The sequence below is a fragment of the Streptomyces sp. NPDC093064 genome (assembly GCF_044754605.1).
Classification (GTDB): Bacteria; Actinomycetota; Actinomycetes; order Streptomycetales; family Streptomycetaceae; genus Streptomyces.
This window is the reverse complement of the sequence record NZ_JBIVPK010000080.1, coordinates 1-20818: the sequence shown is the minus strand read 5'-3', so window position 1 is coordinate 20818 and position 20818 is coordinate 1. Positions and strand designations below refer to the sequence as shown.

The following is a 20818-nucleotide window of genomic DNA, read 5'->3' as shown; positions in this document are numbered from 1 at the left end:
TCGGCGCCGGATTCAACACCCCCGGCGTGATCCGATGGCCCGGCGAACTCCTCACCCGCCGCCTCCCCCATTCACGCCTCGTGCGTATCAACCCCCCCCCCCCCCCAAACCCCCCCCCCCCCCCCCCCCCCGGCCCGCCCCCCCCCCCCCCCCCCCCCCCCCCCCCCCCCCGACCGCGTCGGGGGTGGTGCCGTCACCGCCCGCCGTGTGTGCGGGGGCGGCTCCCGCGGTCACGGCGGCTGGGCAGGAACTCCTGCACCTTGGGCTCGAATCCCTGGCGGACCACGGCGGCACGGTCGCTGTCCCCCTTGAGCACGGAGGCCGCGGCGGCCTCGATCTGGTCGAGGGTGGCGTGCGGAGGAATGGGCGGCACGGCCGGATCGGTCACGAAGTCCAGCACGCAGGGCCGGTCCGCCGCGAAAACGTGGCTCCCAGCAGGGCTGCTTCCAGGCCGGCCACGTTCAACTCGGCGGGGCGAGGCACAGGTGTGGGAGTCAACTGGAGGGCGAGGGGGCGTCGGCCGGCGAGCCGGCTGCGCGGGGTGCCGGTGACCTTGCCGGTCTCGGTGTCGCTCGTCATCACGCTCTCCTCCCGCCGTCGGAATCAGTGGGGGACGCCGGTTCCGCCCGTAATCGGTCACGGTTTCGTGGCGCGGTCGCTGGTCGCGGCCGTCCGCCCCTCGATGACGAGGCCCGCGTGCCCAAGGCCGGCAAGGGGTATGCCACCCCCGGCCGCCTTCCGCGCGCAACCCGGACCCGTGCGATTCGCACCCATGGGAGGGGATCCCGCCCCGACATGATCGGGAGCGTTCGTGCGGGGTGGCGCGGCCGGTGCCGCCGGAACGACCGTGCTGAACGCCGTGACCTACGCCGACATGGCGTGGCGGGGAAGGCCGGTCGGCGAGGCCCCTGCCCAGGTGGTGGACGAGATCGCGCGGGACCTGCGCCATCCGGTCCCCGGAACGGGAGGCAGCCGGGACAACCGGCTCTCCGGCCTCGGGGCGCTGGCCGGCATCGCCGTGGGCTGCGGTACGGGAGCGGCCGTCGCCCTGGCCCGCAGTGCGGGGGTTCGGATGCCCTGGTGGTTGGGAGGCGTGGTCACCGGCGCCCTGGCCATGGCCGCCGCGGACCTGCCCATGGCACGGCTGGGATTGAACCCTCCCCCAGCTGAAGCAGGGGGATTTCTGGCTCAAGCAGCTCATTCGCTCAGCGAGCGAACGAGTCTGACGCTCTCAGCACCAGCCGGGACGGAACCTGCCCGGTTGCCCGTCAAGACAAAGGAGTTGCGCGTGCTTGGCTCTCGCAACGCACGACAGCCAGGCTACCCGACCGCCCGGGCGATCTTTCGCCTTTTGGGCGAAACTCCGCTCCCTGCCCTGCTCCGCAGGAGTCCCATTCATCCCCCGGCTGAAGCCGGGGGCGTCCTCGGAGGTTACCGGTGAGTGACCCGGCGAGTTGGTCGGCCAAGGACTGGGCGTCGGACGTGGTGCCGCACCTGCTGTACGGACTCGTCACCCACGGCCTGCTGAGTGCCGCGGAGCACCGGCCGTGAACAGGCGGCCCCGCGTCGGACTCGGGTTGGTGAACGCTGGCGGTGACGGAGCGTGCTCGAGCAGGTTCAGGACGCCGCGCTCGGGCAGTTGTTCGGCGGCAGCCTCGCCCTGGGCGCCCTCTACGACCGCTCGGTGACCGATCTGATGATCTTCTCGGTCGTGCTGCAACTGGCCGCCGTTCCCGTGCTGCTGGCGGTTACGGCCGATATCGGGTGGGCTGATATCCGGTGGTGGGACGGGCCGCCGGTGAAGGGGGTCGCCGCCGACTGGGAGCGCTGCCACGCCGCGGAGGGTGCTCGGGAACGCGTGCCCGGCGTGACGCGTGGCGTCGCCGATCTGGTCGCGGTGTCGACGATGCCTGTTCGGCGTACGCTGGATGCCTGCGACGGCGATCCGCCGGGCACCTGCGGAACGCGCCGAGCGCGTCGGTGATGGGGCTCACCGAAACCGCGGCATGATGCCGCTGACGGTCCCTGGTCCAAGGGATGTGACCAGGAGGAACGATGCCCACGCCGACCGACCCTCGCTCCCGGCCACGGCCCGGTCCGCCCATGCCCGCCCGGCCGCACGCTCTGGTGCCGCACGGCGAGACGGCTTCCGCCACCAGGAGGAGACCATGGAGTTCGACGTGATCGTGGAGATCCCCCAGGGGTCCCGGAACAAGTACGAGATGGATCACGAACTGCACCGCATCCGGCTGGACCGGTTGCTGTTCACCTCCACCCAGTATCCGGCGGACTACGGCTACATCGACGGCACGCTGGGCCGCGACGGCGACCCGCTGGACGCGCTCGTGCTGACCGGCGAGCCGACGTTCCCCGGCTGCACCATCGAGTGCCGGGCGGTGGGCATGTTCGCCATGAAGGACGAACGCGGCCCCGACGAGAAGATCCTCTGCGTCCCCGCGCACGATCCGCGGTACGCGGACGTGCAGGACATCGAGGACATCCCCCTCTTCGACCGGCTGGAGATCACCCACTTCTTCGAGGTGTACAAGGACCTGGAACCCGGCAAGTCCGTCGAGGGCTCGCACTGGGAAGGCCGCGAGCAGGCCTACGCGGAGATCGACGCCTCCCGCGCCCGTGCCATCGGCGAGCAGGCGCCTGTCCACGGCTGAGGCACGTCGAGGAGGTCCGGATCCGCGAACTCGCCTACGGGGCTGGGCTGCCCCGCCGTGCGGATCGACTCCTACGACGACATGGAGCCGAAGCTCGCCGGCCTGCTGCCGGACCTCGCCCGGCGCAGCGGTGCCGTGGCCTACGCGCACTGCCGGGCAGGGTTCATCGCCCGTGCCGTGGAGCGGGCTCGCCGGCTGCGGTGGGTCCCTGGCGGCGACCGCGTAGGGCGACGGCGACCAGCAGCGCGAGGACGACGGCGGTGAACCACGTCGTCGCGTCGGACAGGCTCATGGTGCGGCTGGCCGCGCCGAGGCCGACGGGAAGCAGGGCCAGACCGAGGTAGGAGGCTAGGAACAGACCGGCGAGGGCTTCGCCGCGCCGGGCCGGCGCCGCCATGTCGGCCACCTGCCCGACGGCGGACTTGAACAGCACGCCCGCGCCGGCCCCGGCGATGATCCCGGCGAGCAGGAACACGGGCAGGCTGGCGAGGCGGATGCCGACCGTGAGGACGGCCATGCCCACGGCCTGGGCGAGCAGCCCGATGTACCAGCGCGCCCGGGCGCCGAGCCGGCCGGTGCCCGTCTGGGCCGCCGCCGCGGCTGCGAACACCGCGGACACGACCAGTCCGGCGAGCGCCCGTGACGGGTGGTGCAGGGTCCCGCCGACGAATCCGGGGACCACGGAGGTGAACAGGCCGAACACGGCCATGGAGGTGAACCCGGCCGCCGCGGCGGCGAGGAATCCGGGGGCGCCGAGGGCCATCCCGGCTCGCTGCGGGCGGTAGGCCGGCCGGACCGCGGGCTTGTCGACGGTCTCGGGCATCAGCGCGATGGCGGCCGCTCCGGTCAGCAGCAGCACGACGAAGACCGCGTACGGCAGCCGGAGCGGCGCGCCCAGGTACTGGGCGAGCACTCCCGCGGCGATGGGCCCGAGGCCGAGTCCGCCGATGTTGGCCGCGGTCGACACGATCTCGAACCGCCGTGCCGAGGCGCCGGGCCGGTGGGCGCTGTGCAGTTCCTGAAGATAGGCGGTGGCGGTCGCCGTCAGCATGCCGACGCCGAGACCGGTGACCAGCCGGGCGACGACCAGTACCGGCAGGGCCGGCGCGGACAGGAACAGGGCGGCGGCGAGCAGTTCCAGTGCCAGGGCGGACGTCATGACCTTCTTGCGGCCGAGCCAGTCCGAGACGTGCCCGGCGAGCAGCAGGCTGATCAGAACTCCGACCGCGTAGACGGCGAACACGATGGTGACCGTGAACGTGGAGAACCCGTCATGGGCCTCGTACAGGGGATACAGCGGTGTGGGAACGGTGGAGAACGCCATCGCGGTCACGAACACCGCGGCGACCGTCCAGAACCCCGCGCCGTACCGGAATACGGTGTCCGGACGCTCGGGCGCTCCGGTCTTCGGGGCGGACGTGCGGTCCGTACGCGGACCCGTGGCCGACGTCTGTGGCATGAAAGCACTCCCGTCCTCGACTGTCTCGACGGTGGATTCCGGCGGCGGTGGAACGGCCCTGCTCCTTCGTTCGCCTCGTTCACCGCCTTCTGGTGCCAACAAGTCGGCGGATCCGCTTTTTCCCGTTCCATGGAGATAATCCAAAATGACGGTTATCTGTGCGGGAGATGGCGGCCCAGGGAAAGCCGGCCATGGATCTTCGGGAGATGAAGGTCGTCGTCGCGGTCGCCGAAGAAGGCGGGTTCAGCGCCGCGGCCCGGCGGCTGCACGTCGCGCAGTCCGCGGTCTCCAGCACGGTCCGCGCCCTGGAGCGCGAACTGGGCGCTGCGCTGTTCCACCGCACCACCCACCGGGTGTCGCTGACCCCCGCGAGGCGCGCGTTCCTGCCGGCCGCCCGCGCCGCCCTGCGCGCTGCCGAGGAGGCCAGGGCCGCCGTCGACCTCGCCCAGGGCGAGTTGCACGGGGAGAGCACGATCGGTGTGATGCAAGGGCTGCACGGCGGCCTGGCGGCGGCGCTGGCGGACTTCCACCGGGAGCACCCGGGTGTGGTGGTGCGGCTGCGCCAGGCCCCGGCCACGGACATCCCGCAGGCGCTGCGCGACGGTGCCGTCGACCTGGCCGTGACCGCCCTGGACACCCCGGTGCCGCGTGGTCTTTCGGCCCCGGCTGCTGTCAGGTCCTGGTGACCGCGCCGGCGCCGGACGGTCTTCCGCCCGAGGGTCCGGTGACCCTGGCCGAGGCCGCCGGGCTTCCGCTGGTGGACTTCCCTCCCGGCTGGGCGGTGCGGCACGAGGTCGACAGGGCCTTCCGGGCGGCGTCCCTGGAACGCACCGTCACGTTCGAGTTGACTGCTCCCCTCCCTGAAGGGAGGGGATTCCTGGCTCAGGCCGCCTCCTGGAGCAGCGCTTCAGGAGGTCTTGTGCCCTCGACACCAGCCGGGTTCAGACCAGCCCGGACGAGCATCACGCGGGCGGAGTTCTTGTCCCTGGGACAGGCAGCTCCGCACGCGGTGCAGGTGTAGGTGCGTTCCGACAGCGGCAGTGCGTGCTTGGTTCTCGCTCCGCACGATCCGCAGTCCATGGTGGTGTACGCGGGATGCACCAGGCGTACGTCCCGCGCGTGTTTGCGGCCCATCTCGATCAGGGCCTGCTTGGTGGCGCCGATCGCGGCGTCGGCCGCCTTGCGGGCCATCGATGTCCGGGCGAGGAACTTGGGCCGGAAGTCCTCCACCGCGATCACGTCATGGTCGCGCACCACCTTCTTCGCCCACTTGCGCGCCCTGTCCTGCCGCTGCCGGGCGATCTTCGCATACGCCTTCGCCCGCCACTTCTTTGCTTCCAGGTAGCCCTTCGAGGCGGGCTGCCCCTTCTTGGGCCTGCGGCGGGCCATCATCCGGTCGTAGCGGGACAGCCTCTCCTTCGCCTTCTGACCGTGCTGGGCGTGGGGGAGGTCATGGGCGTCGGAGGTGGTGGTCGCGGTCTCCCTCACCCCCCAGTCGATGCCGATGACGCGGCCGGTGGCGGGGAGCGGTTCAAGCGGGGCAGGGACGACGAACGAGCAGTACCAGGCGCCCAGACGGTCGCGGTAGACGCGCACCGAGGAGGGCTCGGCCGGCAGAGGACGGGACCACACCACCGTCAGGACGATCCCGCCCGCCAGGTGCAAGCGCCCGTCCTTGAGCCGGAAGCCGCGCCGCGTGTAGTTCAGCGTCGGATCGGCCCCGCGTTTCCTCTTGTGCCGAGGCATCCCGGCCCGCCGCCTCAGCGGCAGCCGGTCCTTGACGTCCTTGAGTGCCTTCGTGCGGGATGCGGCGAAGTCGCGGATGATCTGCTGCTGCGGCACGCAGGAGCCCGCGGCCAGCCACGGTGTCACCGCGCGGGCCCGGGTCAGCATCCGGTCCAGCCGGGCCGGACCGCACCCCTCACCCCCGGCGTGGGCCTTCCTGGAACGGGCCACGCACTCGTTCCACACCCACCGGCACCGCCCCCACTCCCCCTCCAGCCCCGCCCCGGCCGTGGCCGACACCCGCAACCGGTACGTGTACCGGGCATGTCCGCCCCCGTCGCCCTCCCGCACCCCCGCGACACCCACCCCCCAGCACTTGTCCCGACCACCCGGCACCACCATGCGACCGTACGCACGACACCCGAACACCCGCACCCCTCTTCCGATGCGATCACCCCAATCAGCGAACACCGGCACACGCGTTCGCGTCGACCAGCTCCGCCGGACAGTCCGTCAGGACGCTCCGCGCCCCGGAACCCGGATGCGGCGGCACTCCGCGCCGCTGTCACAGGATGCGATTCCTACCCGGCGTGAACGCCGGGCCCTCCTCGCAAGAGAGCAGGTGAACGACCTGCTCGCGGCCGCCGATCTCGTCCGGCACGGCCCCGGCGTGTGCATCATGCCTCCGTCGCTCGCGGCCCGGTTCCCGGAGTTCCTGGTCCGCCCCTTCGCCGCGCACGCGCCGGCCTGGACCGTCGGAGTCGTCTATCCTCGCGGCGACCTGTCTCCCGTGGTCGCCGCGTTCCTGCGCCACGTCAGACAGCTTCGTGCACCCGATGAGTGAGGTGGAGGCCGGTGTGCGGCGCGGATGCGCGCCGAATGGCGAGGATGGCGGCGTCGTCGCCGAGAGCCCCGTCGGTGTGGGCGAGAAGATCCTGCTCCACGCGCTGCACCAGTGTCCTGGGTCCGCACTTGGTCCACTGCGCGACCCGTTCCCGCAGCGGGTAGAAGACCCGGCCGCGGTCGCGGGCCTCCACGACGCCGTCGGTGTAGAGGAGCAGGGTGTCACCAGGGTGGAACGAGAAGGCATGCGTGTCGTAGGCGTCCGGCCGGAGTCCCGACATGCCCAGCGGAGGCGCCGGGCGGGTGCTCGTCACGGAGACGACGTGACCCTGCCGGATCAGGAAGGGCGGCGGGTGCCCGCAGTGGACGACGCGGGCCACCGGGCTGTGCTCGGGGATCTCCAGCAGCAGCGCGGTGATGAAGTGCTCCTGGGCCTCCCCGTCCGCTTCAGGGAATTCGGTGAGGTAGCGGCAGACGCTGCGGTCCAGGGCCTCCGCGAGGGCGGGCAGCGTGGCGTGGTGGTGCGCGGCCTCTCGGAACGAGCCGAGCAGCGTGGCTGCCTCCCCGATTGCGGCCAGCCCCTTGCCCCGCACATCGCCGACGATCACCCGGGTACGGTCCCCGGTGCGCGTTACCGCGTACAGGTCGCCGCCGATGCACGCCTCCTTCTCGGCCGCCAGGTACGAGGAGGCGATGTGCAGGTCGCCGAGGTGGTCGGGCAGCGGGCGCAGCAGGGCTCTCTGGGCGGCCTCGGACACGGACCGCACCTGGGCCAGCTCTGCGTTGCGCCGGTCCCGGAAGAAGCACACGACCATGCAGAAGACCGAGAGGATCGTGAGCGCGATGAGCTGCGAGATGTGGTTGGTGGTGCTCACTCCGCCTTGGACCACCGCGATGATCACCTGCGCTCCCACCGCCAGCCCCCCGATCAGTCCGGTCAGCAGGTAACCGCCGAACGAGGTGGTGATGGCGGGGGCCACGACGAGTAGCGGGCCGAGGTGGACGGATTCCGGCGAGTGGATGTCCCCCAGGGTGATCGCGACGATCAGCACCAGTGGAATCGTCACCAGCGCGTGGCGCGAACGCCGCGGCTGCCGCGGCCGGTCGAGGCGCTGCCGTATGTGCATGGTTCCAATGTGCCCCAGCCACGCGAAACCTGGCCCGGCGATCTCCCGTTCGGCGGGCGGGACCGAAGCGTGACGGCGTGTTCACCCGTGACGCCCGGCTGCGCCGACCATGGCGGCCGGGTCGACGACGCGGTCGAATTCCTCGGCGGTGACGTAGCCGGAGGCCAGTGCGGCCTCGCGCAGGGTGGTGCCCTCGTCGTCGGCTCTGTGGGCGATGGCCGAGGCCTTGTCGTAGCCGATGACCGGTGAGAGCGCGGTGACGAGCATCAGTGACCGGTCGACGTACCTGTCGATCTGGTCGCGGTTGAGCCGCGTGCCCTCGATGCAGTACTGGCGCAGCTTGGTGCAGGCGTCGGCGAGGATGGTGGCCGCGTGCAGGAAGTTGTTGATGATGACCGGGCGCATGGCGTTGAGCTCGAAGTTGCCCTGCGAGCCGGCGAAGGCGACGGCGGTGTCCTCGGCCAGCACCTGGATGCAGACCATGACCATTGCCTCGCACTGGGTCGGATTGACCTTGCCCGGCATGATCGAGGAGCCCGGCTCGTTCGCCGGGAGGCTCAGTTCGGCCAGGCCGCAGCGGGGTCCGGAGGCCAGCCAGCGGATATCGTTGGCGATCTTCATCAGCGGCACGGCCAGCGCCCTCAGCCCGGCCGAGGCGCCGACCATGGCGTCCAGACCGCCCTGGGCCGCGAACTTGTTCTCGGCGGTGGTGAACGGGAGGCCGGTCGCGGAGGCGATCTCGGCGGCGACCCGCTCGCCGAATCCGGGCGGGGCGTTGAGCCCGGTCCCGACCGCGGTGCCGCCCATGGCCAGCTCGTACAGTCCCTCCGCGGATCCGGTGACCCGGCCGGCCGCCTGCTCGAGTTGGTGGGCGTAGCCGGACCACTCCTGTCCGGCGGTGAGCGGCACGGCGTCCTCCAGATGGGTGCGGCCGGTCTTGACCACGTCGTGCCACTGCTCCGCCTTGGCCTCGATCGCCCGCTGGAGTTCCCGCACGCTGGGCAGCAGGCGCTCGCGGACGGCCTTGACCGCGGCGATGTGCATGGCGGTGGGGAAGGTGTCGTTGGAGGACTGCCCCATGTTGACGTGGTCGTTGGGGTGGACGGGTGTCTTGCTGCCCAGTTCGCCGCCGACGAGCTGGATGGCGCGGTTGCTGATCACCTCGTTGGTGTTCATGTTGGACTGCGTCCCGGACCCGGTCTGCCACACGTACAGCGGGAAGTGGTCGTCGAGTTCGCCGGCGATGACCTCGTCTGCCACCTTCTCGATCAGGCCCGCCTTCCAGGCCGGCAGTCGTCCGGCCCGCCCGTTGACGATCGCGGCGGCCTTCTTGACGTGGCCGTAGGCGTGGTAGACGGCCTTGGGCATCCGGTCGTCCCCGATGGAGAAGTGGATCAGCGAGCGCTGGGTCTGCGCGCCCCAGTACCGGTCGGCCGGGACGTCGACGGCGCCCATCGAGTCGGTCTCCCGCCGAGTGCCGGTCGCGTGCAGTCCGACGGGTAGATCGCGGATCTTCGGGGCGCGGTCGTCCCGGGCGTCGCCGTCCGGGGTCGCGCCGGGGCCGGGCGGCGTCATGAATCCGCTCCGCCCGCGTAGACGGGCTGCCACATGGCCTGGCGGACCGCCCGGTCGGGATCGGCGGGTTCGCGGGCGGCGACGCCTTCGCCGATGGCCGCGCGGACCACCGCGGCCGCGGTGAGCGCCGACGACTCGCGCAGGTTCTCCACGGGCGGGAGCAGCGAGGCTCCCGGCGTGGAGACGTCGACCTGGTCGGCCACCGCCTGCGCGGCCGCGAGCAGCATGCCGGCGGTCACGTGCGAAGCGCGGGAGACGATCGTGCCCAGACCCAGGCCGGGATACAGCAGCGCGTTGTTGGCCTGGGCGATCCGGTAGGTCACTCCTCCGTGGTCCACGGGCGCGGTGGGGATGCCGACGGCGACCAGGGCCTTGCCGTTGGACCAGGCGATGACGTCGGCGGGCATGGCCTCGATGCGCGACGTGGGGTTGGAGATCGGGAAGATGATCGGCCGCTCGGTACCGGCGGCCATGGCCTCGACGACCTCGCGGGTGAATGCCCCGTGCACGGTGGAGGTGCCCAGCAGAATGGTCGGTTCGACCCTGCGCACGGTCTCCAACAGGGAGATCGCGCCACCGTCACCCGCCCAGCCGGCGACCTCTTCCGGATCGCGCGCGTACGGCTGCTGGTAGTCGCGCAGGTCGGTCATGTCACGGGTGAGCAGGCCCTGTTTGTCGATCAGCCACACCTGTGCGGTGGCTTGCTCGCGGCTCGCGCCGTCACGGATCATGGCGTCGCGCAACTGGTCGGCGATACCGACACCGGCGGTGCCGGCGCCGAAGACCACGAGCCGCTGCTCACGCATCGGCACACCGCTGACCTTGACGGCCGACAGCGCCGCGGCCAGGGTGATCGCCCCGGTGCCCTGCATGTCGTCGTTGAAGATCCGGTAGGTGCCGCCGTAGGTCTCCAGGATCCGACGGGCGTTGCTGGGGCCGAAGTCCTCGAAGTGCAGCAGCGCGCCGGGGAACATCGACGACGCGATCCGCAGGTACCTCTCGATGAACGCGTCGTAGCCGGCGCCGCGCACCCTGTGGTGCCGGTTGCCCAGGTACAGCGGGTCCTCCAGCAGGGACGCGCGGTCCGTGCCCACGTCCAGCGACACGGGGATGACGCGACGCGGGTCGATGCCGGCGGCCGCCGTGTACACGGCCAGCTTGCCGACCGAGATCTGGATCCCGCCCACACCCCAGTCGCCGATGCCCAGGATCTCCTCCGCGTCCGTGCACACGATCAGGTCCACGTCCTCGGGCCCGAGCCGAAGCGTGGCGAAGGCCTTCTCGATGTCCTCCGGGCGGTCGACGGACAAGAAGACACCCCGGGGGCGGCGGTACTCGTGGGAGTACTTCTCGATCGCCTCGCCGACCGTGGGGTCGTACACGATGGGCAACAGATCCACCAGGTGATCGGTGAGCACCCGGTAGTAGAGGGTCTCGTTGCGGTCGTGGAGCTGTTCAAGGAACACGTTCTTGGCCAGGTCGCCGCCCTGGGCCTGCAACTGTTCGTAGGCGCGCCGCGACTGCTGCTCGAGTGTCAGCACCCCCGACGGCAGCCGCCCGGTCAGGCCCAGCTCGTCCCGCTCCGCCTCGGTGAACGCCACCCCGTGGTTCAGCAGCGGATCCGCCAGGGCGCTCGGAGAGGCGGAGGTCCGCACGGTGCTCTTGGTCATGATGCTTTCCCCATGTGCGTAACGATGCGCGCGCGGCTCGGCGACCCCGCAGCAGGACAGTCGCCCGCCGGTTACCTCCACCGTGCGCACACAGCTCCCACCGGCGCTCGTCGATCTTGAGCGGGTCTCCCCTGCGGATGCCCGTTGGACACACCAAGTCGGGTGCGCGGCAGATGAGTTCACGCGCCGGCCGGGCTCGGGGTCCGCTCCTTCTCCTGTTCCTCGGCGGCGGTCCTCTTCGCCGTCACCGTCCGGGGGATGACCAGGGCGCACAGTGCGCCGACGAGCACCACGGCAACGCCGATCCAGATCGCCGGGCGCATGCCGTCGACGAAGTCCTGGGCGCCGCGGGGGCTGCCGTAGTGGACGAAGACGCTGCTCAGTACGGCGGTGCCGAGGGCGCCCCCGATCTCGCGGACGGTGTTGTTGGCGCCGGAGGCCTTGCCCCGGTGGTGCGCGTCCACCGAGCCGAGTACGACCGCCGCGGTCGGCGCGAAGACCAGGCCCATCCCCGTGCCCGCGATGATCATGGCGCCGACCACGTGCGAGTAGGGGGTGTCGGCGGTGGCGGCCAGGTCGATCCAGGCCAGTCCGATGCCCTGCAGCAGCAGGCCGAGGGCCATCAGCCGGCCGCCGCCCACCTTGTCGGTCAGGGCGCCCGCCACCGGCGCGACGAACATCGGCATCAGGGTCCAGGCCAGGGTCAGCACACCGGCCTCCAGCGGGGTGCGCACGGGTGCGATCTGGAAGAACTGGGCGAGCAGGAAGATCGAGCCGAAGACGCCGAAGTACATGGCCGCGGAGACGATGTTGGAGAACACGAAGGCGCGATCGCGGTAGAAGGAGAGCGGCAGCAGCGGGTGTTCGGCACGCCGCTCCCACAGCACGAACAGGGCCAGGAGCACTGCGCCGCCGATGAAGGCCGACAGAATCGTGGCCGAACTCCACCCCTCCGTATCGCCGTTGACGATCCCCCAGACGATCGCGACCAGCCCGGCGGTGGCGAGCAGCATGCCGAGCAGGTCCAGCCGGGTTCGGGGCAGCGAGCTCTCGCCGAGGACCACGAGCGCCAGCGGGACGGCGACCAGGCAGACCGGGACGTTGATCCAGAAGATCCACTGCCAGTCCAGGCCGTCGACGACCGCACCGCCGACCACGGGCCCGAGTGCCACCGCCAGACCGCTGACCGCCGACCACAGTCCGAGCGCCAGGTTGCGCTTGCGCTCCGGCACCTCCTCGGCCAGCAGCGTCAGCGACAGCGGCATCACCGCGGCGGCGCCGAGGCCCTGAAGGGCGCGCATGAGGATGAGTTGGCCGCTGCTGCTGGCGAGGCCGCAGCCGATCGAGGCGAGGGTGAACAGCGCGACACCGGTCACGAACACCCGGCGCCGGCCGAACCGGTCGCCCAGCGCGGCGCCGGTCAGCAGCAGGCAGGCGAAGCTGAGGACGTAGGCGTTGACCGGATCTCTTGAGTGCAAGCCCTGTCCTGAAGGACTCCGTTGGGAAATCCGCATTCTGGTGATGGCGGATGGCCTGTGCTGTCAGGATCGGTTTGTCGTCGATCAAGGGGGTCGGGTGTCGCTGGAGTCGCGGCGCGATGTCGGGCTGCCGGAGCTGACGGCGCGGGTGGTGCGTGCCTCGTTCCCGAAGGGAACACTGGCGATCCGTGTCCGTGAGGCACTGGGCCCGCTGTTCGAGGACGCGTCGTTCATCGAGGCGTTTCCCGTGCGGGGGCGCCCGACGGTCTCGCCCGGGGCGCTGGCGTTGGTCTCGGTGCTGCAGTACGCGGAGGGGCTCAGCGACCGGCAGGCCGCTGATCAGGTGCGGGCCCGGATGGACTGGAAGTTCCTGCTGGGCCTGGAACTGGATGATCCGGGGTTCGACTTCACGGTCCTTGGCGACTTCCGCGCCCGGCTGATCGAGCACGGCCTGGAGGAGAGGGTCCTGGACCTGGTCCTGGAGCGGATCTGCGGTCTCGGGCTGCTGCGGGCAGGCGGCCGGCAGCGGACGGACTCCACCCACGTTCTGGCGGCGGTGCGGGTGTTGAACCGGATGGAGTTCGTCGGCGAGACCCTGCGTGCGGCACTGGAGGCCCTGGCCGCGGCGGCCCCGCAGTGGCTGGCAGGCCAGGTCACGGCCGACCGGGTCGAGCGCTACGGGGCCCGGATCGACTCCTACCGCTTCCCCAAGGGCGAGAACGTGCGTCAGAAGTGGGCTGAGCAGGTCGGCCGAGACGGTTTTGCGATCCTGGAGGCCGTCTTCAGTCCCGCCGCCCCGGACTGGCTGAGACAGATCCCCGCTGTTCAGGTCCTGCGCCGGGCCTGGGTGGAGCAGTACCACCGCGATGGTGAGGGGGTGCGCTGGCGGGAGGCGAAGGACCTCCCGCCGGCCAGACGCCGGCTGTCCTCGCCCTATGACCTCGACGCACGCTACGGCATGAAGCGGGGCTCGGGCTGGTGCGGCTACAAGACCCACCTGACCGAGACCTGTGAGCCAGATGCACCCCATGTGATCACGAACGTAGAGACCACGGACGCCACCGTCGACGACGCCGAGATGACCGAGACCGTCCACCGGAACCTGGATGAACGCCGGTTGGTGCCGGGCGAGCACGTGGTGGACGCCGGCTACGTCACTGCCGCCCATATCCTCACCGCACGCGACGACCACGGCGTCACGCTTCTGGGGCCGGTCGGCCTGGACACCCGCCATGGCCAGCAGGACGACACCGGCCCGGACCTCTCCCAGCAAGCGTTCAGTATCAACTGGGACCGGCGCCAGGCGGTCTGCCCACGCGGTGCGGTCAGCATCAGCTGGTCCGACCAGGTCAAGCCCAGCGGCACCCCGATCACCCGGGTCCATTTCGACGCTACCGACTGCCGCCCCTGCCCACTGCGCTCGGCCTGCACGCGGGCCTCCGAGAAGGGCCGCTACGGACGCAGCCTGACCCTGCTGCCCCGCGAGCAGCAAGAGATTCTGAGTCGGCGCCGCCAGGAACAGCAGACCGAGGAGTGGAAGCAGCGGTACGACATCCGAGCCGGTATCGAGGGCACGATCTCGCAAGTCGTCTGCCGCACGGGCATCCGCCGCACTCGCTACACAGGACTGGCCAAGACCCACCTTGGCAACATCCTCGCCGCCGCCATCAACATCATCCGTATTGACGCGTGGCTGACCGGAACCCCACTCGGCAGCACCAGGACCTCCCACCTTGCCCGCCTCGAACTCGCCGCCTGAACCACCTGCACGACAGCCGGTTTACGGATTTCCCAACAGAGTCCTTCAGGATGGGGTTAGCTCATCCTTGGCGCGGAGCCGTGCAGCGGTGGAGTTCTCTGCGTTGTCAGTGGCGCGCGCTATGTTGATCGCACCAGTTGAAGGGGGGTGTTTTCATGCTGTCCGGTCGCCGCTACCTGCTCGATCTCTCGCCCGAACAAGAGGAGATGTGTGAGGAGTTCGGCGGCATCTGTCGGTCGGTGTGGAACACAGCGCTGGAGCAGCGTCGGGATTACCGGCGGCGCGGGGCGTGGATGAACTACGTGCCGCAGTGTGCCGAGTTGGCTGACGCCAAGCGTGAGCACTCGTGGTTGAAGGCGGCACCGTCGCACGCGTTGCAGCAGACGCTCAAGGATTTGGACCGGGCCTGCCGGGTTCACGGCACGTTCAGGGTGCGGTGGCGGTCGAGGGCACGGTGGTCGCCGTCGTTTAGGTTCCCCGACGCCCAGCAGATCAGCGTGGAGCGGCTGGGGCGCAAGTGGGGCCGGGTCAGGCTGCCGAAGCTGGGCTGGGTCCGCTTCCGCTGGTCCCGCCCCCTCGGTGGTGAGATCCGTTCCGCGACCGTGTCCCGCAAGGGCGGCCGGTGGTTTGTGTCGTTCCTCGTGGACGACCACGCGGCCACTCCCGAGCAGCACGCCATGCCCGGTACCGCCGTGGGCATCGACCGGGGGGTCAAGACCGCCGTCGTCACCTCGGACGGCGACTTCCACGACCGGCCGTTCATCACGGCCGGCGAGATCGTCCGGTACCGGCGTCTGCAACAGCGCCTCGCCCGGTCCAAGCGCGGCAGCGCGAACCGGCACAAGACGATCACAGCCATGGGCCGCATCATGTCCCGGGTGTCGGACCGGCGTGGAGACTTCTGCGCGCAGACCGCGGCCCGGATCGTCGCGAAGAACGCCCTGGTGGTCCTCGAAGACCTGCGGATCAAGAACATGTCCGCCGGCGCGTGTGGCACCGTGGCCGAGCCCGGCCGGAACGTCCGCCAGAAGGCCGGGCTCAACCGGGCCATCCTGGACAAGGGGTGGCACCGCCTCGAACTCGCCCTTGCCAACGCCGCCCGGTACACGGGCACGCGCGTGGTGAAAGTCAACCCCGCGTACACGTCGCAGCGGTGCTCCGCCTGCGGCTTCGTCACCGAAGGAAACCGCGAGAGCCAAGCGGTCTTCCGGTGCAAAGCCCCAGGCTGCGGACACCGCGACCATGCCGACGTGAACGCCGCGAAGAACATCAAGGCCGCAGGACATGCGGTCTCAGCCTGTGGAGACCTCGGCACCAGCCGGTCCGTGAAGCAGGAACCCGTAAGCCGGGCAACCGGCCGAACCCCCTCATAGGGCAATCCCCGAGCTTCAACCCGGGGAGGAAGTCAAGTCCGCTCATCCAGGCGAGGCAGGCACAGGCGAGGCAAGGGTGCCCGCGGAGCCGGCCCCTCCCCGTCTCAGCGATGCCCGTCGGCAGGACCACCCGGCACCACAGCCAGGGGCCCGTGCACATGGTGAAGGAGCGCCTGGCTGACCGAGCCCCTCGCGGCGTCAGGGGCCGCAGGCCTCAGGAATCGGCGGACCACACCTGGCGGCCGCCGACCCAGGTGAACTGGACGGGAATCTCGGAGATACCGTCCGGGTCGCTGTCCAAGGGGCTGGCTCCGAGCAGACGACTTCAGGATGCCGCCGCACTCCCGGCACGGCGGATCGTCCTCGCCGGCCTCGACCCGGGCGAGCGCGTCCTCCATGGGTCCGCGCGCATGACACTTCGTGCACACCACACTGCGCACGCTGCCGTGCAGCTCCAGCACCTTGCGCGCGGGCATCCCGGCGAGCTGGTACAGCCCGTCGACGTTCTGCGTGATCACCCGCACCGGCACCCCGGCCTGCTCCAGCTCGGCCACGGCCCGGCGTGCGGCGTTCGGCTCGGCCTTGAGCGTCCGGTTCTTCCGCCGCATCTGCCAGGACCGCCGCCGGATGTCCGGGTCGCTCATGTAGCAGCCTTACGTCACGAGGTTCTCGGCCTCGGGATCCTTCCGCCAAAGCCAGTTGGGCCCGCGGTAGTCCGGAATGCCGGAGTCGCAAGGCATCGGTGGGTGTAACACAACAGAGTCGGGTCTCTGCAGCCGACGTCGACCGCTGGTCCCCATACCGATGGTGGCGCGCTGCCGGCGAGGTCGGCGAACCCGCATCCGCCAATACCGCCGGACGATGAAACGGCGGCTCGCTCGGATGGCTTGAGCTCGATCTGTCCGCTGCGTCGGTGGAGGCGATTGCCGGTCAGCTGTCGGGGTCGTACTGAAGGGCGCGCACCTCCTGCGCGCATCGGCAGGCGACCGCGATCTTCGCTGCCCACTCCAACGCCGCCTCGCGGGAGGGCAGCTCCAGCACCGAGTAGCCGCCTTCGATCTGCTTCGTCTGATCGTAGGTGCCCTCGGTCACAGTCCCGTCGCCACCGACCATGACAGGCGGCACGCTCTCGTCGATGCCACCACCGAACACCCACACGCCGGCGTCCTTCGCCTCCTTCACGACCGCGTGAGCCGCATCCGAGACGGACTGCAGATCCTCGTCGGGAAAGACCATGGCGGCACTGGGGAACGAGATGAGGTACTTCGTCATCGCCTCGACTCCTTCTTCGCGTTTCGGGGATCGGACTCGTTCTGACTGACGCCGTCGAGCTGAAGAGTCGGCAATGATGCCAACCGCAAAGTGCGGCCCGCCGGAACCAGAAACCTAAAGGGATTATTTACTCTCCGGGCTCAGTCGACGCAGAAGTTGGGGCAGGGCTGTGCCGATTGGTTCGCGGATCACCTCGTCGGCGTGATTGTCGTACGGGGTCGGCTCGGCGTTGACGATGATCAGCCGTGCCCCGTGGTCGGCGGCCACGCCGGCGAGCCCGGCGGCGGGCTGGACCTGGAGGCTGGTGCCGACGGCGATGAAGACCTGGCATGCCTTGGTGATCGCGACCGCCTCCCCGAGCACCTGCGGATCGAGGCGCTCGCCGAACATCACGGTGGCCGACTTCAGGATGCCGCCGCATTCCCGGCAGGGCGGGTCCTCTTCTCCGGCTTCGACCCGGGCGAGGGCGTCCTCCGTGGGTCCGCGTGCGTGACACTGAGTGCACACCACACTGCGTACGCTGCCGTGTAGTTCCAGCACCTTGCGGGCGGGCATCCCGGCGAGCTGGTGCAGTCCGTCCACGTTCTGCGTGATCACCCTGACCGGCACCCCGGCCCGCTCCAGCTCGGCCACGGCCCGGTGCGCGGCGTTCGGCTCGGCCGTGAGCGCGCGGTTCTTCCGCCGCATCCGCCAGGACCGCCGCCGGATCTCCGGATCGCCCATGTAGTACTCGTAGGTCACGAGCTTCTCGGCCTCGGGATCCTTCCGCCACAGCCCGTTCGGTCCGCGATAATCGGGGATTCCGGAATCGCAAGGCATTGGTGGATGTAACACTGCGAGCTGGGCAACAACGGCGCAAGCTCGAGCCGTTCGAGTGCGGAAGCGGGACGGGATGACATGGGTCAAGCAGTCGTTCCCCACCCGGTCACTTCAGCTGGGCCCCGAACGGATCCCACCCTCCATCCCTGACCGGACAGGCCCACCGAGCGGCCGGTGTCGCCAGGAAGGGAACGATGGCTTGATCCACGTCAAGCCGCTCTCATAGACCTTTTGGCCCTCACCGAGCCCGACTCCTCCGACGCTTGCGATACAGCCCGTCCAGCCTGGTCAGGTGTCAGCGCTGTCGTTGCGGCTCTGGTCGGTTCGGCGTGTCCACAGGGACAGATCGCTGCTTGTTGCAACGGCAAGGGTCTGACCGGAGGGAGAGAAGCCGACGGCCCGCAGCTCGGAGTAGTTGGAGTGGAAGATGTGCCACCAGCGCTCCCCGTACGGACCGGAGTGGGGCAGCCCGCCGTCACGGGACAGCAGCACCCGATCATTGGGCCAGGCCGGGGTAACGACCTCCAAAAGCCAGCTGTCCGCAGTGGTGGTGTGAAGCCCTCCGCCGAAGAGCCCGGCGATGTGCACCCGGCTGCCGGCGACTGGACCCAACCCGGGGCATGTCAGATCGGCAGCCTCGTCGGGCGTGCTCTCCTGCGGGTCGGGACCGCGGTCCCGGGCGATCTTCTTCCCCGTGACGGCGTCGAAGAGACCGTGGCCGTCATGCGAGACGACCATCACCAGGTCGTGGCCGCTGTCGGGATGCGTCGTGAAACCGATCCCGAGGAGTCCGCCGACAGGGACGCAGGGCTCGAAGACAGGCTGCCAGGGCGCCGGCGCGGGCATCACAGGAGCGGCGAGAAGCCGGTCCCGCATAGCCTTCTGGTAAGCGGAGAGCTCCGGTTCACACACGGGCTGCTCAACCTGAGGCGCGTTCTTGGCCGACTTCATCATCACCGCTCCATGATCCACGCTTCGGCTTCATGGCGTGCTCATGCCTCTATGGCGCCGACCTGCCCAGTGGAGGTGAGGAACTCCTGCGTTCGGGTTGCGCGAGTACGGGACCGACCGGACTGCATCCTGCGCATCTCACGTCCCGCCTCCTTTGCCGACCAGCCGATAATCGCCCGTGGCTATCCAGGTCGGCGCTGCTATGGTGCGACGCCGTGAGTACGGACATCCACGGAGGCATCGAGTTTCGTCATCCCCACGTCGGCACCGATTACTACGACGGCGAGCCGTGGGTCGCGGCCATGGATCTTTGGCCGCTGTATAACGAGACCGACTACGCGGCCTTCGGCTGTCTCTTCGGCGTGCGCAACTACGCGGGCTTCCAGCCGCTTGCACCGGGCCGCGGCCTGCCCGTCGACCTGTCGAGCGGGATGCGCTCCCAGTTGGACACCTGGGTCGCAGCGGGTGACCTGCACAGCGCGAGCTGGGTCAGCTGGGCGGAGCTCGCTTCGATGGATCTCGCGACAGCGCCTGGTCACTTCGTCGGCCGGCTGACCTGGCACACGAAATCGCTGCCGTCGCTACTGCATCAACAGTTGGTGTCCGATCCATGGCCGCCGGAGGCCCTGGCCGCGGTAGGCGTGCCGCCAGCGGACTTGCACAATGCGACGAGACGCGTGGAGTGGACCACCGAGAAAATGGTGTGCACCTACGAACCATTGACCGTCGGCGCTGTTCTGGGCCCTGAAACTCACTGGCCACATGTCTTCGCCGTGATGAAGGCTCTGGCAGGCCGCTTCGGCGATGACGGCGTGCGCATGGTCGTGGCGTTCGACTGACCGCGCGGAGACCGTCCCCTCACACAGCACAGCGGCGCTGTCGGTCCTCTTCGCACGCCGCCGACCCTCCTCTTCAGCCATCCAACCAGCTCACCGCGAGCCAACCCACACCCCGGCATAACGTCCCCGACACATCGCCCGGAGCATCGATGGCGTCTGTGAACGCGGTTGATGACGCACGTCAACTGAGGGCTGGGTGGGACGGGGGTCAAGCTAAGTACCCCGGGGGCGTCGATGGGCATCGCACCCGCCGAGGGCGATGAGTGAGGAGCTTCACCCCCGGTGAACCCCGCAAGTAGATGCGGTATTGCGCTGCTTCCTGCACCATGAACGACACGTTCAGGCTCAGGGGGCAGCGTGCGTTTCAACGAACTGATCTACTTATCCCGTCGGCGACTCAACGCCTTCTTCCCAGAGCGATCCCCAACGTCGATCCCCTCTTGGAACGTTGAAGTCGATCTTCAAGTAGCCACAGTGGGGCTTGGCCCAGGGACACCGCTCACACCAACTGACGCAGAGCTCCGGAGGCTTCGGGATGTACAGCAACACCTGGAGCGGGAGGCATCCCACTTCCACGCACCGCACCTAAAGACTGGCGAGTGGATCTACTTCGATCTAGAAATGGGGTGGGGCACCTCCCACGAAGACAGCGACCTGCCTGACCTCGACGATGTGCTCCTATTCTGTGGATCTCTGGCAGGCGACCGCACCGGCGGTCCCGCTACCGTCGACCTCATGCTCTGCGGCTCGACTGAGCACCTGCTGGAGAAGGCGGCGACGGCCGGACGCTTGGGTTCGGGTTCGAGATGGCTACATGGCCTCATCCACAAGATCAACGACTCGGACGGCATGGGTGTGACTGGCATTCCGGACGAACTCACGCAACGAGCGCTGTCCGCGCCGAGGGCCAATCGTCCCGAGCGAATAGCAAGGGATGTGTTTCGGATCACCCAAAAGCACCACTCCCCTTTGCAGCGCGCGAGAGTGCAAGGGCTGGCTCGCGTAGATCTCAACCTCCCAAATGGGGAATGGACTTCACGCCTGATCACGGCTACGCCGCTGTACGTCCAGTACGCCTCGCGCAAGCCCATGCGATGGATCACGAGACTTCGCCTTCACCGTGACCTCTGCCGTCGCTATGGCCGGCCGTGGTGGAGGTGGCGTCCCCAGGGCCCCGGCGTTTGCCCGGCTCATCCTGACTTGATCGGTTGATGTCGGTAGTGGGCCCCGAAAGTAGGCGAACACGGCCCCTGTGGATC

18 protein-coding genes and 3 pseudogenes are annotated in these 20818 nt (G+C 69.6%); 9 read left to right on the top strand and 12 right to left on the bottom strand.

From position 1 onward, the window contains the following. Positions 1–193: 193 nt before the first annotated feature. Both ACIQFZ_RS40770 and ACIQFZ_RS40765 read right to left on the bottom strand, forming a co-directional pair. Positions 194–421: pseudogene (locus ACIQFZ_RS40770) on the bottom strand (thiamine pyrophosphate-requiring protein); the annotation flags it as partial. Continuing rightward, positions 385–579 carry a hypothetical protein gene (locus tag ACIQFZ_RS40765; RefSeq protein ID WP_402693681.1) on the bottom strand — a complete coding sequence of 65 codons (195 nt, stop codon included), beginning with the start codon at positions 577–579 and terminating at the stop codon, positions 385–387. The gene ACIQFZ_RS40765 and the pseudogene ACIQFZ_RS40770, both read right to left, overlap by 37 nt. A 216-nt stretch (positions 580–795) precedes the next feature. On the opposite strand from ACIQFZ_RS40765, the pseudogene ACIQFZ_RS40760 reads away from it, so the two are divergent. The 3 genes and pseudogenes from ACIQFZ_RS40760 to ACIQFZ_RS40750 all read left to right on the top strand — a co-directional run. Next, positions 796–1162 (top strand): annotated as a pseudogene (locus ACIQFZ_RS40760) (hypothetical protein); the annotation flags it as partial. 441 nt (positions 1163–1603) lie between these two features. After that, a complete protein-coding gene (locus tag ACIQFZ_RS40755) occupies positions 1604–1984 on the top strand; it encodes a hypothetical protein (RefSeq protein ID WP_376652273.1) in 381 nt (126 codons plus the stop codon). Between the two features lie 184 nt (positions 1985–2168). Continuing rightward, positions 2169–2669, top strand: a complete 501-nt coding sequence (locus ACIQFZ_RS40750; protein ID WP_402693679.1) for an inorganic diphosphatase — start codon at positions 2169–2171, stop codon at positions 2667–2669. A gap of 163 nt (positions 2670–2832) precedes the next feature. Here the strand turns inward: ACIQFZ_RS40750 and ACIQFZ_RS40745 are convergent, their stop codons facing one another. Then, the gene (locus tag ACIQFZ_RS40745) at positions 2833–4128 is read right to left on the bottom strand and encodes an MFS transporter (RefSeq protein WP_383064173.1); all 1296 of its coding nucleotides are present in this window, start codon (positions 4126–4128) and stop codon (positions 2833–2835) included. Positions 4129–4319: 191 nt separating this feature from the next. Here ACIQFZ_RS40745 and ACIQFZ_RS40740 point away from each other — a divergent pair, with 191 nt between their 5' ends. Then, positions 4320–4814 (top strand): LysR family transcriptional regulator, encoded by a 495-nt coding sequence (locus ACIQFZ_RS40740; protein WP_383064171.1) that lies wholly within the window; start codon positions 4320–4322, stop codon positions 4812–4814. A gap of 196 nt (positions 4815–5010) precedes the next feature. Here the strand turns inward: ACIQFZ_RS40740 and ACIQFZ_RS40735 are convergent, their stop codons facing one another. Further along, on the bottom strand, positions 5011–6255 hold the full coding sequence (locus ACIQFZ_RS40735) for an RNA-guided endonuclease InsQ/TnpB family protein (RefSeq protein WP_402693678.1): 1245 nt from the start codon (positions 6253–6255) through the stop codon (positions 5011–5013). A 220-nt stretch (positions 6256–6475) separates the two neighbouring features. Between ACIQFZ_RS40735 and ACIQFZ_RS40730 the strand changes: the two genes are divergently transcribed. After that, entirely contained in the window at positions 6476–6697 is a 222-nt protein-coding gene (locus ACIQFZ_RS40730) for a LysR substrate-binding domain-containing protein (RefSeq protein WP_383061371.1), read from the top strand. On the opposite strand, the gene ACIQFZ_RS40725 is transcribed toward ACIQFZ_RS40730, so the two are convergent. The 4 genes from ACIQFZ_RS40725 to ACIQFZ_RS40710 form a co-directional block, all read right to left on the bottom strand. Continuing rightward, positions 6669–7823 (bottom strand): PP2C family protein-serine/threonine phosphatase, encoded by a 1155-nt coding sequence (locus ACIQFZ_RS40725; RefSeq protein ID WP_383061370.1) that lies wholly within the window; start codon positions 7821–7823, stop codon positions 6669–6671. The two genes, ACIQFZ_RS40730 and ACIQFZ_RS40725, sit on opposite strands and share 29 nt — an antisense overlap. A gap of 81 nt (positions 7824–7904) precedes the next feature. After that, on the bottom strand, positions 7905–9398 hold the full coding sequence (gene fumC, locus ACIQFZ_RS40720; RefSeq protein ID WP_383061369.1) for a class II fumarate hydratase: 1494 nt from the start codon (positions 9396–9398) through the stop codon (positions 7905–7907). Further along, on the bottom strand, positions 9395–11068 hold the full coding sequence (locus tag ACIQFZ_RS40715; RefSeq protein ID WP_402693677.1) for an NAD-dependent malic enzyme: 1674 nt from the start codon (positions 11066–11068) through the stop codon (positions 9395–9397). Before ACIQFZ_RS40715 ends, fumC begins: the two co-directional genes overlap by 4 nt. A gap of 179 nt (positions 11069–11247) precedes the next feature. Further along, positions 11248–12546, bottom strand: coding sequence for an MFS transporter (locus ACIQFZ_RS40710; RefSeq protein WP_402693676.1), 1299 nt, complete (start codon positions 12544–12546; stop codon positions 11248–11250). A gap of 97 nt (positions 12547–12643) precedes the next feature. Between ACIQFZ_RS40710 and ACIQFZ_RS40705 the strand changes: the two genes are divergently transcribed. Together ACIQFZ_RS40705 and ACIQFZ_RS40700 are read left to right on the top strand one after the other, a co-directional pair. Beyond that, positions 12644–14305, top strand: coding sequence for an IS1182 family transposase (locus ACIQFZ_RS40705; RefSeq protein ID WP_402693675.1), 1662 nt, complete (start codon positions 12644–12646; stop codon positions 14303–14305). A gap of 155 nt (positions 14306–14460) precedes the next feature. Then, positions 14461–15678 (top strand): RNA-guided endonuclease InsQ/TnpB family protein, encoded by a 1218-nt coding sequence (locus ACIQFZ_RS40700; RefSeq protein ID WP_402693674.1) that lies wholly within the window; start codon positions 14461–14463, stop codon positions 15676–15678. 317 nt (positions 15679–15995) lie between these two features. Here the strand turns inward: ACIQFZ_RS40700 and ACIQFZ_RS40695 are convergent. The 4 genes and pseudogenes from ACIQFZ_RS40695 to ACIQFZ_RS40680 form a co-directional block, all read right to left on the bottom strand. After that, positions 15996–16418 (bottom strand): annotated as a pseudogene (locus ACIQFZ_RS40695) (SIR2 family NAD-dependent protein deacylase); the annotation flags it as partial. A gap of 190 nt (positions 16419–16608) precedes the next feature. Then, on the bottom strand, positions 16609–16950 hold the full coding sequence (locus ACIQFZ_RS40690; RefSeq protein WP_402693673.1) for a YciI family protein: 342 nt from the start codon (positions 16948–16950) through the stop codon (positions 16609–16611). 123 nt (positions 16951–17073) lie between these two features. Further along, on the bottom strand, positions 17074–17769 hold the full coding sequence (locus ACIQFZ_RS40685) for an SIR2 family NAD-dependent protein deacylase (RefSeq protein ID WP_402693672.1): 696 nt from the start codon (positions 17767–17769) through the stop codon (positions 17074–17076). A 288-nt stretch (positions 17770–18057) separates the two neighbouring features. Beyond that, a complete protein-coding gene (locus tag ACIQFZ_RS40680; RefSeq protein WP_402693680.1) occupies positions 18058–18723 on the bottom strand; it encodes a hypothetical protein in 666 nt (221 codons plus the stop codon). 212 nt (positions 18724–18935) lie between these two features. Here ACIQFZ_RS40680 and ACIQFZ_RS40675 point away from each other — a divergent pair, with 212 nt between their 5' ends. Then, positions 18936–19559: a hypothetical protein gene (locus ACIQFZ_RS40675; protein ID WP_402693671.1), complete on the top strand. Its 624-nt coding sequence runs from the start codon at positions 18936–18938 to the stop codon at positions 19557–19559. A 357-nt stretch (positions 19560–19916) separates the two neighbouring features. Beyond that, positions 19917–20771: an SAVMC3_10250 family protein gene (locus ACIQFZ_RS40670; protein ID WP_402693670.1), complete on the top strand. Its 855-nt coding sequence runs from the start codon at positions 19917–19919 to the stop codon at positions 20769–20771. Positions 20772–20818: the final 47 nt, after the last annotated feature.

What these genes read in the sequence shown, in the direction of transcription:
- ACIQFZ_RS40715 (WP_402693677.1), bottom strand. Translation starts at nt 11,068, where the DNA reads ATGACCAAGAGCACCGTGCGGACCTCCGCCTCTCCGAGCGCCCTGGCG.
- ACIQFZ_RS40680 (WP_402693680.1), bottom strand. Translation starts at nt 18,723, where the DNA reads ATGATGAAGTCGGCCAAGAACGCGCCTCAGGTTGAGCAGCCCGTGTGT.
- ACIQFZ_RS40690 (WP_402693673.1), bottom strand. Translation starts at nt 16,950, where the DNA reads ATGACGAAGTACCTCATCTCGTTCCCCAGTGCCGCCATGGTCTTTCCC.
- ACIQFZ_RS40735 (WP_402693678.1), bottom strand. Translation starts at nt 6,255, where the DNA reads ATGGTGGTGCCGGGTGGTCGGGACAAGTGCTGGGGGGTGGGTGTCGCG.
- fumC (WP_383061369.1), bottom strand. Translation starts at nt 9,398, where the DNA reads ATGACGCCGCCCGGCCCCGGCGCGACCCCGGACGGCGACGCCCGGGAC.
- ACIQFZ_RS40745 (WP_383064173.1), bottom strand. Translation starts at nt 4,128, where the DNA reads ATGCCACAGACGTCGGCCACGGGTCCGCGTACGGACCGCACGTCCGCC.
- ACIQFZ_RS40685 (WP_402693672.1), bottom strand. Translation starts at nt 17,769, where the DNA reads ATGCCTTGCGATTCCGGAATCCCCGATTATCGCGGACCGAACGGGCTG.
- ACIQFZ_RS40750 (WP_402693679.1), top strand. Translation starts at nt 2,169, where the DNA reads ATGGAGTTCGACGTGATCGTGGAGATCCCCCAGGGGTCCCGGAACAAG.
- ACIQFZ_RS40740 (WP_383064171.1), top strand. Translation starts at nt 4,320, where the DNA reads ATGGATCTTCGGGAGATGAAGGTCGTCGTCGCGGTCGCCGAAGAAGGC.
- ACIQFZ_RS40700 (WP_402693674.1), top strand. Translation starts at nt 14,461, where the DNA reads ATGCTGTCCGGTCGCCGCTACCTGCTCGATCTCTCGCCCGAACAAGAG.
- ACIQFZ_RS40765 (WP_402693681.1), bottom strand. Translation starts at nt 579, where the DNA reads ATGACGAGCGACACCGAGACCGGCAAGGTCACCGGCACCCCGCGCAGC.
- ACIQFZ_RS40725 (WP_383061370.1), bottom strand. Translation starts at nt 7,823, where the DNA reads ATGCACATACGGCAGCGCCTCGACCGGCCGCGGCAGCCGCGGCGTTCG.